This is a genomic window from Streptomyces sp. NPDC005262, assembly GCF_042872425.1.
Taxonomy (GTDB): Bacteria; Actinomycetota; Actinomycetes; order Streptomycetales; family Streptomycetaceae; genus Streptomyces.
On sequence record NZ_JBIAKK010000001.1, the window covers coordinates 460,931 to 475,377 of the forward strand.

The following is a 14,447-nucleotide window of genomic DNA, read 5'->3' on the forward strand; positions in this document are numbered from 1 at the left end:
TCGGCGCGCGAACCACCATACTGGCCGCCGCCGCCGGCCACCCCGCGACCGGGGGAGACGGCGGCGCACCCCCCGGACGAACAGGGGGCATTACGGGATCGGACGTGGCACATTACTTGCCAGGTCGACCGCTGTCGGCGCCTTGTTGGGGTGACCGCGACATGGTGGCACACATCACAGCGATCGCCATCCCGCCCAGCATGAAGAGGGTGAGGCCCAGTTCGTCGCCGAAGAGGTAGTCGCCCTCCGGGCGTCCGCCGAGTAGAACGACGACCGAAATCAGCCAGCCCGCGGCGGGCGCCAGGGCGCCGAGCTGGGTGCCGGTGAGCAGCCGGCCGCCGTAGAACAGTCCGGCCGCGGCCGCCAGGGCGAGCAGCAAACCGCCGGGGAACCAGGCGGCTTGGACGAACGCGCCGGCGATCCCGACGAGCACGCCGAGGACCGCGAGGCCCAGGTAGGCGCCGATGCGGCCGGGGTTCAGGGGCGCGGCGAGGCCGGTGGGCACGGGCTTTCCGGGCGGGGTACCGGTGCGGGGCGGGCGCTGCTTGCCGTTGCTCATGGACGTGCTCCCGACTGTGCTTCCGGTACGCCCGGTACGCCCGGTACGCCCGCGAAGAGATCGTGTTCCCTCACGCCCGCGGTCGCTCCGGAGGCTCCGCGTACCAACTCGTAGTACTCGGTGGTGAAGACGGGCTGTCCCAGATCGTTCGAAAGGGCGAAGAACGGACCGTCCACGGCGATCTGGGTGCTATGCGCCCGCATGGCCGCCGTCTTGGCCGCCGCGTGTGCCGCGCCGTCGATCTCCGTGGTGATCTGCGTGTCGTTCACCACACCCGGTACGTCGTCGATCGCGGCGATCCCTGGGAAGGCGTCGGGGGCCGTGGCGCGCAGCCGGGCGAAGGCCTGCTCGGCGACGGACCGCGGCACCCGGTTCCAGTAGATCTTGTCGACGGTGTGCGGCGAGGTGTCCGGAGATGCCTGCGGGGCGTCGGGCCCGGTGCGGTAGGCGGGGTCGGCCGCCAGATCCGCGGCGCGCATCGCGACGCGGTGCGCCTGGATGTGGTCCGGGTGCCCGTAGCCACCGTCGGGGTCGTACGTGACGAGGACCTGCGGCCGTACCGAGCGGATCACCTCCACGAGGTACGCGGCGGCGTCGTCGACGTCCGTGTTCCAGAAGGCGCCGGGCCGGTGGTTCTGCTCGGCGCCCATCATTCCGGAGTCACGGAACCGGCCGGGTCCGCCCAGGAACCGGTGGTCGGTGACCCCGAGCTCCTTCATCGCGGCGGCGAGTTCACCGATGCGATGGGTACCCAGGGTGTCGTCCCGGTCGGCCACGAGGTGCGCGAGCTCGGGCGGGATGACCTCGCCCTCCTCGCCGAGCGTGCAGGTCACCAGGGTGACCTGGGCGCCCTGGGCCGCGTACAGGGCCATGGTGGCGCCGTTGTTGATCGACTCGTCGTCGGGGTGCGCGTGCACCAGGAGCAGACGACGGGCGGGAAGGTCCTTCATGGGACCCACCCTACGAGCCGACGGGCCCACGGTCCGACCGTGGCGGGCGGCCCGGGCTCCGGGTCAGAACTTGATGCCCCCGATCATGCCGGCCACATTCGTGGTCAGTTCCGAGATGGTGGGCGCGATGGACGAACTGGCGAGATAGAAACCGAGCAGCATGCAGACCACCGCATGTCCGCCCTTCAGTCCGGATTTCCGGATCAGCAGGAAGACGACGATCGCCAGCAGCACCACCGCCGAAATCGAGAGTGCCACGGCGGTTCACCTCCATCAGTACGGTCGGGGACAGGCAGCACGCATGGAGCCGGCAAGTTCTTACCCACCGAGCGCTACGGATCATAACTATCCGTGCCATCGCATTGATCGGGGCACAGCAGCACGAGGGGCGCACGACCGGATGGTCGGGTGCTCTGTCGGGTCCGGGGACCGATGCCCCATCAGGCCCTAGGGTTCGGGGTTATGACCTTGCAGAAGCTTTCGTTTCCCCGACAGCACGCCAGGACGCAGCGGTTCACCCTCGGCGCTCCCCGTGCGTTCACCGTCTCGCCGGACGGGGAGCGGGTGATCTTCCTGCGGTCGGCCTCCGGCACGGACCGGTCCAACAAGCTCTGGGTGCTGGACCTGGCGGCCGACGGCACGCCGAAGGAGCGCGTCGTCGCCGACCCGGGGACCCTGCTCGGCGGTTCGGCGGAGAAGCTGTCGGCGCAGGAGCGGGCGAGGCGCGAGCGGAGCCGTGAGGGGTCCTCGGGGATCGTCGGCTACGCGGTGGACTCGGCGGCCGAGTTGGCGGCGTTCGCGCTGTCCGGGAAGGTGTACGTCGCGGAGCTGCGGGCCGGTTCGACGCGCGCGCTGCCGGTACCCGGCCCGGTGCTCGACCCCCGGCCGTCGCCCGACGGGCGCCATGTCGCGTACGTGTCGAAGGGCGCACTGCGGGTCGTGGGGGCGGAGGGCGACGGGGACCGGGCGCTCGCCGAGCCGGAGGACGCCCACATCTCGTACGGTCTCGCGGAGTTCATCGCGGCCGAGGAGATGCAGCGCTCGCGCGGGTTCTGGTGGTCACCGGAGTCGGACCGGCTGCTGGTCGCCCGGGTCGACGACAGCCCGGTCAAGCGGTGGTGGATCGCCGACCCGGCACACCCCGACCGCAAGCCCGCCGAGGTGGCGTACCCGGCGGCGGGGACGCCAAACGCCGACGTGCGGCTCCTGGTGCTGGGGCTGGACGGCACCCGTACCGAAGTGGTGTGGGACCGGTCGCGCTACCCGTATCTGGCACAGGTGCACTGGTCGTCCCAGGGTGCCCCGCTGATCCTTGTCCAGGCCCGCGACCAGCGCAGTCAGCTCTTCCTCGCGGTGGACCCGGAGAGCGGTACGACACGGACGGTCCACGTCGACGAGGACCCGGTGTGGCTGGACCTCTTCGCCGGGGTGCCCGCGTGGGCGCCGGACGGTCGGCTGGTGCGGATCGTGGACGAGGGCGGGGCGCGGGTGCTCTCGGTCGGCGACCGGCCGCTGACCGGGGCGCAGTTGCAGATCCTGGCGGTCCTGGACATCGGTGAATCGGATGTCCTGGTGACGGCGTCGGCGGGCGAGGAGGCCGCGGAGCCGGAGATCGGCGAGAGCCATGTGTACCGGGTCAACGAGCTGGGCGTGGAGCGGGTCTCCGAGGGTGCGGGAGTGCACTCGGCGGTCCGGGCGGGCGGGGTGACCGTGCTGGTCTCCACCTCGCTGGAGCGGCCCGGCGCCGCGGTGCGGGTACTGCGGGACGGCAAGCAGATCGCCGCGGTCGCGACATGCGCCGAGGAGCCGGTTCTGTCGCCGAGGGTGCAGCTCACCGAGGGGGGCGCACACCGGATTCCGTGCGCCGTGCTGCTCCCCACCGACTACCAGGAGTCGGACGGTCCGCTTCCGGTCCTGATGGATCCGTACGGTGGGCCGCACGGCCGGCGGGTCGTCGCCGCGCACAATCCGCACCTCACCTCGCAGTGGTTCGCCGACCAGGGCTTCGCGGTGGTCGTCGCGGACGGCCGCGGCTCTCCGGGGCGCTCCCCCGCCTGGGAGAAGGCGATCAGGGACAACCTGGTCCTCACGCTGGACGACCAGGTGGAGGCGGTGCACGCGCTCGCCGAAAGGTTCCCGCTGGATCTCTCCAAGGTGGCGATCCGCGGCTGGTCGTACGGCGGATACCTCGCGGGCATGGCCGTACTGCGACGGCCCGACGTCTTCCACGCGGCCGTCGTGGGTGCCCCGGTGACCGACCAACGGCTGTACGACACCCACTACACCGAGCGCTATCTCGGCGACCCGACGACCCGGCCCGAGGTGTACGCCCGCAACTCGCTGCTCACCGACGAGGGGTTGTCCGAGGCCGCGGACCAGGTCCGGCCGATGATGATCATCCACGGTCTGGCGGACGACAACGTGGTCGTCGCGCACTCCTTGCGGCTGTCGTCGGCGCTGCTCTCGGCCGGGCGGCCGCATGAGGTGCTGCCGCTCAGCGGGGTGACGCACATGACTCCGCAGGAGCAGGTCGCGGAGAATCTGCTCCTGCTGCAGGTGGACTTCCTGAAGCGGTCACTGGGGCTGAGCGAGTAGTTCCGGCCACGCGGTCCGGCGGCGCAGGGACCGTGGTCAACGGGCAACCGGCCGGGGGGCTCGAAAGCCCTCCCGGCCGGTTCACGGCACCCGCACGGCCGTACGCCGTTCATGCTGGCGCGTTCGTATATCGGACGTGCGACAGCCGAGTTGCCCATGCGTTAACGAATACGGGGGCCGGTGCCCGGCTCCCCCGGCTCTTCGGGCCTCTCCCCCGGCTCTTCGGGCCTCTCCCCCGGTCCTTCCGGCTCCTCGGCGGTCTCCTCGCCGGGCGGCACCACCTGCTTCTCCTCCGCGAAGTGGCACGCCGAGTCGTGATGGGCCGGGGTGTCCGTCAGCCGGAAGACCGCGGGAACCGCGAGCAGCGGAACCTCCAGTTCGCACCGCTCCTGGGCCTTCCAGCAGCGGGTGCGGAAGCGGCAGCCGGACGGCGGGTTGGCCGGGGACGGCACGTCGCCGTGCAGGATGATGCGTTCCCGGTGCTCGCGCGCCATCGGGTCGGGCACCGGCACCGCCGACAGCAGCGCCTGGGTGTACGGGTGCGTGGGGTGGTCGTAGATCTGCTCGTCCGTACCGATCTCGGCGAATCGGCCCAGGTACATCACGCCGACCCGGTCGGAGATGTGCCGGACGATGGACAGGTCGTGCGCGATGAAGACGTAACTCAGGTTGAACTCCGCCTGCAGCCGGTCGAGCAGGTTGATGACCTGGGCCTGCACCGAGACGTCGAGGGCCGAGACCGGCTCGTCGGCGACGATGATCTCCGGGTTGAGCGCGAGGCCGCGGGCGATACCGATGCGCTGGCGCTGACCGCCGGAGAACTGGTGCGGGTAGCGGTTGATGTACTCCGGGTTGAGACCGACGACATCGAGCAGGTCCTGCACCTTGCGGCGCCGGTCGCCCTTGGGGGCCACCTCGGGGTGGATCTCGTAGGGCTCCCCGATGATGTCGCCGACGGTCATCCGCGGGTTGAGCGAGGTGTACGGGTCCTGGAACACCATCTGGATGTTCCGGCGTACGGCCTTCAGCGCGCGGCCGGACAGCTCGGTGATGTCCTGGCCCTTGTACGTGATCGAGCCGGCCGTCGGCTGTTCCAGATGGACGAGCATCCTGGCGACGGTCGACTTGCCGCAGCCCGACTCCCCCACGATGCCGAGGGTCTCGCCCGCGGCCAGTTGGAAGGAGACGCCGTCGACCGCCTTGACCGCACCGACCTGCTTCTTGAACAGGATGCCCTGAGTCAGCGGATAGTGCTTGACGAGGTCGCGGACCTCCAGAATGGGTTCGCCGCCCGCGCGGATGCTCCCCTGCTCAGCGTGCATCGAGCGTCTCCTTCCAGAAGTAGCAGGCGCTCTCGCGGTGCTGGGCCACCTCGAACAGCGGCGGTACCTCGCCGCGGCAGATTTCCTGGGCCAGCGGGCAACGCGGGTTGAAGGCGCAGCCGGGCGGGATGTGCAGCAGGTTCGGCGGCAGCCCCTTGATCGCGTACAGCTCCTGGCCCTTCTGGTCCAGCCGTGGGATCGACTGGAGTAGGCCCTTGGTGTACGGGTGGGCGGGGGCCTTGTAGATCTCGTGGACGGGGGCCGACTCCACGATCCGGCCCGCATACATGACGGCGATGTAGTCGGCGACGTCCGCGACCACGCCCAAGTCGTGGGTGATCAGGATGAGTCCCATGTTGAGCTCGCGCTGGAGCTCGGCGAGCAGGTCCATGACCTGGGCCTGAACCGTCACATCGAGGGCGGTCGTGGGTTCGTCCGCGATGATCAGCGAGGGTTCCAGCGCCATCGCCATGGCGATCATGATGCGCTGGCGCATGCCGCCGGAGAACTGGTGCGGGTAGTTCCCGACGCGTTCCTTCGCGGCCGGGATGCGGACCCGGTCCATCAGCTCGATGGCCTTCAGCCTGGCGTCCTTACGGGACATCCCCCGGTGCACGACGAACATCTCGCCGAGCTGGTCCCCCACGCTGAGCACGGGGTTGAGGGACGACAACGCGTCCTGGAAGATCATGGCCATCTCCTGGCCGCGGATCTTCCGGCGCTCGTCGGTCTTGAGCTCGAGCAGATCGCGGCCCTTGAAGATGATCTCGCCGCTGCTGATCTTCCCCGGCGGCATGTCGAGAATGCCCATGATCGCCTGTGCCGTGACCGACTTGCCGGAGCCGGACTCGCCGAGGACGGCGAGCGTCTCGCCCTCGGCCACCGCGTAGTTGACCCCGTTGACGGCTTTGGCCACCCCGTCCCGGGTGTGGAACTCCACGTGCAGATCGCGCACTTCGAGCAACATGGCAACGGGCTCCTCAGCGCAGCTTGGGGTCGAGGGCGTCGCGCACCGCGTCGCCGAGCATGATGAACGCGAGCACGGTGATCGCCAGCGCTCCGGCGGGCCAGAGCAGCATGTGCGGGGCGTTGCGGATGTACTGGGAGGCGGCCGAGATGTCGATGCCCCAGGAGACCGCCGGCGGTTTCAGACCGACGCCGAGGAACGAGAGCGTCGCCTCCAGAGAGATGTACGTGCCCAGGGCGATGGTCGCGACGACGATCACGGGGGCGACCGCGTTGGGGGCGATGTGGCGAAGCATCATCCGGGCGTTGGACGCACCGAGCGCGCGGGCCGCCTGGACGTAGTCGTTCTGCTTGGCGGTGATGACCGAGCCACGGGCGATACGGGCGATCTGCGGCCAGCCCAGCAGCACGATGAATCCGATCACCGGCCAGACGGTCGAGCTGGTCACCACGGAGAGGAAGACCAGGCCGCCGAGGACGACCGGGATGCCGAAGAAGATGTCGGTGATACGGGACAGGAACGAGTCCCACCAGCCGCCGAAGAAGCCGGCCAGACCGCCCAGGATGCCGCCGAGGATCGAGACTCCGACTGTGGCGCAGACGCCCACGGTGACGGATGTCCTGGCCCCGTAGACGGTGCGGGTGTAGACGTCGCAGCCCTGACCGTCGAAGCCGAACGGGTGGCCGGGCTGGGAACCCTGCTGAGCCTTGCCCAGGTCGCAGTTGAGGGGGTCCTGGTCCGCGATCAGCGACGGCCAGATCGAGATGATCACCAGGAAGAGGATGATCAAGGAGGAGATGATGAAGACCGGGTTGCGGCGCAGGTCACGCCAGGCGTCGGACCAGAGACTGCGGGGCTTCTCGGCAGGTCCGGTGCCCTCGGGGCCGCCCGGTGTCTTCTCCAGCGTCTCCCCTTGCGCCAGAGCGAGATCCATGGCTGCTCCTGCCCCGCCCGGGGAGATCGCTTCGTCCGGCGTCTGCTCAGGCATAGCGGATCCTCGGGTCGAGAACGGCGTACAAGAGGTCGACGATCAGGTTGGCCGCCAGGAAGACGAGGACCAGGACGGTGACGAAACCGACGACGGTCTGGGAGTTCTGGCGCAGGATGCCCTGGTAGAGCTGGTAGCCGACGCCGTGGATGTTGAAGATGCGCTCCGTGACGATCGCCCCGCCCATCAGGGCGCCCACGTCCGTGCCGATGAAGGTGACGACGGGGATCAGCGAGTTGCGCAGAAGGTGCCGGAGGACGACCCGGCGCCTGGGGAGGCCCTTGGCGGTGGCGGTACGGACGTAGTCGGCGCGGGCGTTCTCGGCGATCGAGGTCCGGGTGAGCCGGGTGACGTACGCCAGGGAGACCGAGGCGAGGACGAGTCCGGGGATGAGGAGTTCGTTGAACGGCGCCTCGGGGGAGACGGACGGCTTGATGACGCCCCACTGCACGCCGAGGAGGAGCTGGAGCAGCAGACCGGTGACGAAGGTCGGGATGGAGATGACGACCAGGGTCAGGATCAGCACCGTGGTGTCGACGGGCCGGCCGCGGCGCAGGCCGGTGACGACGCCGAGGGTGATACCGATGACGACCTCGAAGACGATCGCGACGATGGTGAGCCGGATGGTGATGGGGAAGGCGGTGCCCATCAGCTCGGTGACCTTCTGGCCGTTGAACGCGGTGCCGAAGTCACCGGTGAAGACATTGCCCATGTAGGTGGCGTACTGCTGCCAGACCGGCTTATCGAGGCCGAATTCCGAGCGGAGCTGGGCGGCGGTCGCCGGATCGCACTGGCGATCGCCGCAGAGACCCGCGATGGGGTCGCCCATCACGTTCACCATGAGGAAGATCAGCAGCGTGGTGCCGAAGAAGACCGGAATCATCTGCAGCAGCCGCCGGATCACATAACGTCCCATGAAGGCTCCGGAGGTCGCGGGGGTCGGTGGCGCGGGGATGGGGAAGCCGGATGGCCGGTGCGGCACAGCGCACCGGCCATCCGGCCCTGCGGGGTTACTTGACCTTGATCTGCTCGTACACCGGGACGCTGAACTGGTTCAGCGCGACGTCGGTGATCTGCTCCGAGTAGCCGGCGCTGCCGTTCTGGTACCAGAGCGGGATGACGGGCATCTGCTCGGCGAGGACCCTCTCCGCGTCCTGGAAGGTCGAGACGGCCTTGGCCTTGTCGGACTCGGCGTTGGCCTTGTCGACCAGGGAATCGAACTTCTTGTTGCTCCACTTGCCGTCGTTGGACGAGGCGTTGGTGTAGTAGAGGGGCTGCAGGAAGTTCTGGATCAGCGGGTAGTCCATCTGCCAGCCCGCGCGCCAGGCGCCGGTGAGCTTCTGCTGGGAGACCTGGCTGCGGAAGTCGGCGAAGGTGCCGACCGGGGAGCCGACGCAGGCCTTGTTGTTCCCCATCGCCTTGTTGATGCTGTTGCAGACGGCGTCGACCCACTCCTTGTGCGAGCCGGTGTCCGCGTTGTACGAGATCTTCAGCTGGCCGCCGGGGATGCCGCCGCCCTCCTGGATCAGCTTCTTGGCGTTCGCCGCGTTGTATTCGCACGGAGCCCCGCACAGCCCCTCCTTGAAGCCGCCGTCCACGCCGAGGACCGGGGACGTCCAGTCGGAGGCGGGGGTGCGGGTCTTCTGGAAGATCTGGTCGGTGATCTGGGCGCGGTTGATCGCCATCGACAGGCCCTGGCGGACCTTGATGCCGCCGGGGGTGTCCCACTTCTTGTCGTAGAAGGGGAAGGCGAGGGTCTGGATGATGCCGGCCGGGGTGTTGATGTACCGGTCGCCGAGGTCCGCCTTGACGTTCTTCAGCTGCGAGGCCGGTACGTCGTCGACGAGGTCGAGGTTGCCCGCGATCAGATCGGTGTAGGCGGTGTTGTTGTCGGTGTAGACCTTGAGGTCGATACCGCCGTTCTGCGCCTTGTCGTCCCCGGGGTACTTGTCCCACTTGCGCAGGCTCATCGAGGAGCCCTTGGTGTACTTGTCGATGGTGTACGGACCGTTGCCGACGGGCTTGGCGAGCCAGCCCGCGTGGTCCTTGAAGAAGCTCTGCGGCAGTGGGGCGAAGGCCGGGTAGCCGAGGGTGTCGGGCCAGAGCGAGAACTTCTGCGACAGCTTCACCGTGAAGGTCATCGGGTCGACGACCTTGAGGCCGGAGAGCTTCGCCGCGCTGGCACTGCCGGTGTCGGGGTGGACCTTGTCGTAACCGTCGATGTATCCGAAGAAGTAGGCGTTCTTCTGATTGTTCTTCAGCAGGGCGCCGTAGTTCCAGGCGTCCACGAAGGACTTCGCGGTGATCTTCTCGCCGTTGCTGAAGGTCCAGCCGTCCTTCACCGTGATGGTGAAGTTCTGCGAGTCGGTGGTCTCGATCTTCTCGGCGAGCATGTTCGTCGCCGCACCGGTCTTCGGGTCGTACTTCTTCAGCCCCCGGAAGACCATGTCGAGGACCTTGCCGCCCTGCACCTCGTTGGTATTGGCGGGCTCCAGCGGGTTCTGCGGGTCACCCCACGAGGAACTGACGATCCCATTGGCGCCACCACCGCCACCACCACCGCCGCCCCCGCCGCCGCCACCGCAGGCCGTCGCCACCAGGGCGACGGTCACGGCACATGCGGCCCACTTGGCCTGTGTGGCTCCGCGCATGGAATGCCTCCTCATCGAGCTCCGTCTCACGTGGAGTCAAATATCGCCGGATCGCATACCTTTTGCACATTTACACCACCCATCCGAGCGCCACGGGACCGCCACGGACGCGTTCCGGTGAGCAGCGGGCTGATAACAGCCGCGCATCGAAAGCGCATCACCCACGCATCCGATTGGGTGGATGTACGAATTCCGAGACAGCGCCGCCCGCATATCGGACTCATTGCCGGGTTCCTCCTCGGATGCAACGAACATCCTTTCGATTGGGTCACGGGACAGCAAACCGAAGGGCAATCGTTGGTCATGTATCCGTCAAACTCCCAAAGAGCACCTCAAGTCAACCGGACATTCATTGACCCTCCGTGAATTGCGTTGAAAAAGTCCGGGTAGCCCGTAGGTGTTGCCCTGCGGAGTCCTTCGACCCTCGGGCCAGGAGCACCATGACGATTCCAACCCCGCACACAACCGCTCCTCTTGAGGTAGTGGATGCGAAGGCGGTGCCGACGCCGGACCCTTCGGCTCCCAAGGGCGGCGAGGGCCGTTCACCGGGGAAGTTGGCCTGGCGGCGCTTCAAGCGCGACCGCACCGGCATGATTTCGGCCTACGTGGTCATCGCCTTCTTCGTGGTGGCCCTCTGCGCCCCGCTGATCGCCAAGCTGTACGGCAAGGATCCGTACACGACCTACGGCCAGAACGACACGAGTCTGCTCGACGACTTCGGCTCCCCGGTCCTGCCCAACGGCGGTATCAGCGGCGACTTCTGGTTCGGCATCGAACCCGGACTCGGCCGGGACGTCTTCACGTTCCTGCTCTACGCGATGCGTAACTCGCTGCTCATCGCGGCGGCCACGACCCTGCTGGTGACGGCGATCGGAATCGCCGTCGGCATCACCGCGGGCTATCTCGGCGGGAAGACCGACTACCTCGTCGGCCGGGTCATCGACATCCTGCTGGCCTTCCCCTCCACGCTCTTCTTCATCGCCTTCTGGCCGGTGATGATCTCGATCCTGGTCTCGCCGGAGGAGAACACCCCGGTCTGGCTGACCGTCGTCAGTCTCATCTCGGTGATGACCGCCTTCGGCTGGGCGTCCATCGCGCGTCTGCTGCGCGGCGAGGTACTCGCCCTGCGCGAGCGCGAGTTCATCGAGGCGGCCAAGGTCACCGGCGCATCGCCGGCACGGATCATCTTCAAGGAACTGCTTCCCAACCTCTGGACGCCGATCCTCATCCAGGCGACGCTCGCGCTGCCCGCGTACGTCACGGCCGAGGCGGGCCTCGCCTTCCTCGGTGTCGGGCTGACCTCCCCGACGCCCGACTGGGGCGTGATGATCCAGCGCGGCTCGGACGTCTACCAGAGCGACATCACGTTCATGCTCTTCCCCGGCGTCACGATGGTGATCTTCGTGATCGCCTTCAACCTCCTGGGTGACTCGGTGCGTGACGCACTCGACCCGAAGACCAGGCGCTGAACCGTACTTCCTCCGACCGGGCGACGGGGCCCGCCGGATCCATCGTTTCTCTCCATCGACCAGGGCAGGAAGCCATGTCTCTTTCCCGCAGGAACTTCGTCATCGCCACGTCGGTCGCGGCCGGTGGCTCGATGGTCCTCTCCGCCTGCAGCAGCGGCAGCACGGCCGGCAAGGGCGACAAGGGTGGCGGGCACGGCGGTGCCGACAAGTACACCGGCGCCGTCGTCGTCGGCACCAAGGAGGACTCCACCGGTCCCGCACCCGAGGTCGAGGGGGCGAAGAAGGGTGGCACGATCCGCGGCATCGCCCCGGACGACTTCTCCCACCTCGACCCGCAGCGCATCTACTTCTCCTGGAACTCCGCGGTCGGTGACCTCTTCATCCGATGCCTGACCGGCTACAAGATCGCGCCGGACGGCTCGATGAAGCTCGTCGGTGACCTTGCCACCGACGCCGGCACCATCGGCGACGGCGGAAAGACCTGGACCTTCACGCTGAAGGACGGTCTGAAGTGGGAGGACGGCAAGGATCTCACCGTCGAGGACGTGCGCCACGGCATCGAGCGCGGCTTCGCCAGCTTCACCACCGAGGGTGCCGGATACGCCCAGACCGCACTGACCGGCAGCACCGACTTCCGGTCGAAGTACAAGGGCCCGTTCAGCGGCAAGCACCTCGACTCGGTCGTCACCGACACCGCGGCGAAGACCATCACCTTCAAGCTCGCCGAGGCCCGTCCGGACTTCAACTTCACCCTTGCGATGAGTTCCTACGGTGCCGTCCCGGTCAAGGGCGACAGCAAGGAGAGGTACGACAAGGACCCGGTCTCCTGTGGTCCGTACCGCGTCAAGAGCCACGCCGTCGACAAGTCGATGACGCTGGTGCGCAACCCGCACTGGGACCCGAACACGGACTCGATCCGTAACGCCTACCCGGACAGCTTCGTGTACGAGTTCGGTCCGGAATCGCTCCCGGCGACGGACCGTATGATCGCCGACGACGGCGACGACCAGTACGCGGTCATGGCGTACAGCGGTGTCCCGGCCGAGCGCATCCAGAAGGTGCTGACCGACCCCGAGCTGAAGAAGCGCACCTTCAACGGCCTGCTGACCGGCATCTACTACTACGCCATCAACACCAAGCGGATCACCGACCTGAAGGTACGTCAGGCACTCATCCACGCCTGGCCGCTGGAGCAGATCCGCAAGATCTACGGTGGCCCGTCGGCCGGTGACTACGCGACGTCCATCCTCAGCCCGGACATCCTCGGCTACGCCCACGACGACGTCTACGGCAAGCTGAAGAAGCCGCAGGGCGACCCCGAGGCGGCCAAGAAGCTGCTGAAGGAGGCGGGCAAGGAGGGCCAGAAGGTCGTCTACGCCTTCCCGCAGAGCAACACCTACGACAAGACCAAGGTCGTCATCGAGAACGCCCTCAAGGCGGCGGGCTTCGACCCGGTCATCAAACCGCTGGACTCGACCAGCTACTACGACCAGGTCCAGCAGATCGACAACAAGTTCGACGTGATGTGGTTCGGCTGGTCCCCGGACTGGCCGACCGGCTACACGCTGGTGCAGCCGCTGTTCGACGGCGGCACCGTCGCCAACGGCTCGAACAACATCTCGCAGCTGAAGGTCGACTGGGTCGACGCGGCCATCAAGAAGAACGTCACCATCGCCGACCCGGCCGCGGCCGGCAAGGCCTGGGCAGCGCTGGACAAGCGGATCATGACGGAGGAGGCGCCGATCATCCCCGAGACGTTCCAGCGCCGCTTCTACCTGTACGGCTCGAAGGTCGGCGGCGCCATGTTCCACCCGCTGTGGTCCTCGGCCGTCTTCTACAAGCTGTTCGTGAAGGCCTGACGCCCACACCCCCGAGGCGGGGCGCCCCTGCGGCGCCCCGCCCGCTCCCCTCCCCCTCGTCGGCGTCTGCCAGGGAAATCCATCGCCATGTTCCGCTTCCTCATCCGCCGGGCAATCGGCGCACTGGTCATCCTGCTGATCATCAGTGCCATCACTTTCGTCCTCTTCTACGTCGCACCCCGCGACCCGGCCCGCGTTGCCTGCGGCAAGGTGTGCACGCCCGAGACGCTGGCACTGGTAAAGCGCAACCTCGGCATCTCGGATCCGCTGCCCGTGCAGTACTGGCACTGGCTGCGAGCCGTCTTCGTCGGCCGGGACTACACCGCCTTCGGGCACTGTCCCGCGCCATGCCTCGGGTACTCCTTCCACAACCGTGAGCCGGTCCTGGGCACGATCATCGACCGCTTCCCGACGACCCTCTCCCTCTCGGTGGGCAGCGCCGTCATCTTCGTGCTCTTCGGCGTGGGCACCGGCATGCTGGCCGCGGTCCGGCAGGGCAAAGCGGTCGACAAGGTGGCCTCCTCGGCCTCCCTCGTCTTCTCCTCGATGCAGATCTACATCGTCGGTGTCGTCGCCATGTACTACCTGGCGGACCAGTGGCACATCCTCAGCCGTCCCAAGGACGTCCCCTTCACCGAGGACCCGGCCGGCTGGTTCCAGGGACTGCTGCTGCCGTGGTTCGTGCTGGCGCTCATCTTCACCGCCAACTACACACGCATGGCGCGCTCCCAGCTCGTCGAGACGCTGAGCGAGGACTACGTGCGCACGGCCCGCGCCAAGGGCCTGTCCCGGCGCACCGTCTTCTTCCGGTTCGCCTGGCGCGGCGCCATGGGACCGATCGTCACCATCTTCGGACTGGACCTCGGCCTGCTCCTCGGCGGCGCGATCATCACCGAGAAGACCTTCGGACTGCACGGCATCGGCGCGCTCTCCATCAAGGCCGTCCTCGACAACGACCTGCCGCTGCTGCTCGGCGTCGTCCTGGTGGCGGCAGCGGCGATCGTCGTCTTCAACATCATCGTCGACGCCGTCTACGCCCTCATCGATCCACGCGTCCGCCTCGCCTAGGGAGAGACCCAGTGAGCAC

The 14,447-nt window shown here is 67.7% G+C and carries 12 protein-coding genes; 4 read left to right on the top strand and 8 right to left on the bottom strand.

Features of this window, described 5'->3' with window-relative positions:
- Positions 1 to 112: 112 nt before the first annotated feature.
- From ACFYP5_RS01995 to ACFYP5_RS02005, 3 genes are all read right to left on the bottom strand, one after another.
- Positions 113 to 559 carry a DUF6113 family protein gene (locus ACFYP5_RS01995; RefSeq protein ID WP_389029277.1) on the bottom strand — a complete coding sequence of 149 codons (447 nt, stop codon included), beginning with the start codon at positions 557 to 559 and terminating at the stop codon, positions 113 to 115.
- The gene (gene mshB / locus ACFYP5_RS02000) at positions 556 to 1,509 is read right to left on the bottom strand and encodes an N-acetyl-1-D-myo-inositol-2-amino-2-deoxy-alpha-D-glucopyranoside deacetylase (protein WP_389029279.1); all 954 of its coding nucleotides are present in this window, start codon (positions 1,507 to 1,509) and stop codon (positions 556 to 558) included. Before mshB ends, ACFYP5_RS01995 begins: the two co-directional genes overlap by 4 nt.
- 63 nt (positions 1,510 to 1,572) lie before the next feature.
- Positions 1,573 to 1,767 carry a hypothetical protein gene (locus ACFYP5_RS02005; protein WP_030915260.1) on the bottom strand — a complete coding sequence of 65 codons (195 nt, stop codon included), beginning with the start codon at positions 1,765 to 1,767 and terminating at the stop codon, positions 1,573 to 1,575.
- A 204-nt stretch (positions 1,768 to 1,971) separates the two neighbouring features.
- Here ACFYP5_RS02005 and ACFYP5_RS02010 point away from each other — a divergent pair, with 204 nt between their 5' ends.
- A complete protein-coding gene (locus ACFYP5_RS02010) occupies positions 1,972 to 4,104 on the top strand; it encodes a prolyl oligopeptidase family serine peptidase (protein ID WP_389029282.1) in 2,133 nt (710 codons plus the stop codon).
- 161 nt (positions 4,105 to 4,265) lie between these two features.
- Here ACFYP5_RS02010 and ACFYP5_RS02015 read toward each other — a convergent pair whose 3' ends face one another.
- From ACFYP5_RS02015 to ACFYP5_RS02035, 5 genes are all read right to left on the bottom strand, one after another.
- The gene (locus ACFYP5_RS02015; RefSeq protein WP_389029285.1) at positions 4,266 to 5,426 is read right to left on the bottom strand and encodes an ABC transporter ATP-binding protein; all 1,161 of its coding nucleotides are present in this window, start codon (positions 5,424 to 5,426) and stop codon (positions 4,266 to 4,268) included.
- Entirely contained in the window at positions 5,416 to 6,393 is a 978-nt protein-coding gene (locus ACFYP5_RS02020) for an ABC transporter ATP-binding protein (RefSeq protein WP_389029287.1), read from the bottom strand. The genes ACFYP5_RS02015 and ACFYP5_RS02020 overlap by 11 nt, the downstream gene beginning before the upstream one ends.
- Positions 6,394 to 6,406: 13 nt before the next feature.
- Positions 6,407 to 7,381, bottom strand: coding sequence for an ABC transporter permease (locus ACFYP5_RS02025; RefSeq protein ID WP_389029290.1), 975 nt, complete (start codon positions 7,379 to 7,381; stop codon positions 6,407 to 6,409).
- Positions 7,374 to 8,297 (bottom strand): ABC transporter permease, encoded by a 924-nt coding sequence (locus tag ACFYP5_RS02030; RefSeq protein WP_389029293.1) that lies wholly within the window; start codon positions 8,295 to 8,297, stop codon positions 7,374 to 7,376. Before ACFYP5_RS02030 ends, ACFYP5_RS02025 begins: the two co-directional genes overlap by 8 nt.
- Before the next feature lie 94 nt (positions 8,298 to 8,391).
- Positions 8,392 to 10,032, bottom strand: coding sequence for an ABC transporter substrate-binding protein (locus tag ACFYP5_RS02035; protein WP_389029296.1), 1,641 nt, complete (start codon positions 10,030 to 10,032; stop codon positions 8,392 to 8,394).
- Positions 10,033 to 10,472: 440 nt separating this feature from the next.
- On the opposite strand from ACFYP5_RS02035, the gene ACFYP5_RS02040 reads away from it, so the two are divergent.
- The 3 genes from ACFYP5_RS02040 to ACFYP5_RS02050 all read left to right on the top strand — a co-directional run bounded on the left by ACFYP5_RS02040 (position 10,473) and on the right by ACFYP5_RS02050 (position 14,428).
- The gene (locus tag ACFYP5_RS02040; protein ID WP_389029299.1) at positions 10,473 to 11,501 is read left to right on the top strand and encodes an ABC transporter permease; all 1,029 of its coding nucleotides are present in this window, start codon (positions 10,473 to 10,475) and stop codon (positions 11,499 to 11,501) included.
- Between the two features lie 74 nt (positions 11,502 to 11,575).
- Positions 11,576 to 13,360 carry an ABC transporter substrate-binding protein gene (locus ACFYP5_RS02045; RefSeq protein ID WP_389029303.1) on the top strand — a complete coding sequence of 595 codons (1,785 nt, stop codon included), beginning with the start codon at positions 11,576 to 11,578 and terminating at the stop codon, positions 13,358 to 13,360.
- Between the two features lie 87 nt (positions 13,361 to 13,447).
- The gene (locus ACFYP5_RS02050; RefSeq protein WP_389029305.1) at positions 13,448 to 14,428 is read left to right on the top strand and encodes an ABC transporter permease; all 981 of its coding nucleotides are present in this window, start codon (positions 13,448 to 13,450) and stop codon (positions 14,426 to 14,428) included.
- Positions 14,429 to 14,447 lie beyond the last annotated feature (19 nt).

What these genes read in the sequence shown, in the direction of transcription:
- ACFYP5_RS01995 (WP_389029277.1), bottom strand. Translation starts at nt 559, where the DNA reads ATGAGCAACGGCAAGCAGCGCCCGCCCCGCACCGGTACCCCGCCCGGA.
- mshB (WP_389029279.1), bottom strand. Translation starts at nt 1,509, where the DNA reads ATGAAGGACCTTCCCGCCCGTCGTCTGCTCCTGGTGCACGCGCACCCC.
- ACFYP5_RS02010 (WP_389029282.1), top strand. Translation starts at nt 1,972, where the DNA reads ATGACCTTGCAGAAGCTTTCGTTTCCCCGACAGCACGCCAGGACGCAG.
- ACFYP5_RS02015 (WP_389029285.1), bottom strand. Translation starts at nt 5,426, where the DNA reads ATGCACGCTGAGCAGGGGAGCATCCGCGCGGGCGGCGAACCCATTCTG.
- ACFYP5_RS02020 (WP_389029287.1), bottom strand. Translation starts at nt 6,393, where the DNA reads ATGTTGCTCGAAGTGCGCGATCTGCACGTGGAGTTCCACACCCGGGAC.
- ACFYP5_RS02025 (WP_389029290.1), bottom strand. Translation starts at nt 7,381, where the DNA reads ATGCCTGAGCAGACGCCGGACGAAGCGATCTCCCCGGGCGGGGCAGGA.
- ACFYP5_RS02030 (WP_389029293.1), bottom strand. Translation starts at nt 8,297, where the DNA reads ATGGGACGTTATGTGATCCGGCGGCTGCTGCAGATGATTCCGGTCTTC.
- ACFYP5_RS02035 (WP_389029296.1), bottom strand. Translation starts at nt 10,032, where the DNA reads ATGCGCGGAGCCACACAGGCCAAGTGGGCCGCATGTGCCGTGACCGTC.
- ACFYP5_RS02040 (WP_389029299.1), top strand. Translation starts at nt 10,473, where the DNA reads ATGACGATTCCAACCCCGCACACAACCGCTCCTCTTGAGGTAGTGGAT.
- ACFYP5_RS02045 (WP_389029303.1), top strand. Translation starts at nt 11,576, where the DNA reads ATGTCTCTTTCCCGCAGGAACTTCGTCATCGCCACGTCGGTCGCGGCC.
- ACFYP5_RS02050 (WP_389029305.1), top strand. Translation starts at nt 13,448, where the DNA reads ATGTTCCGCTTCCTCATCCGCCGGGCAATCGGCGCACTGGTCATCCTG.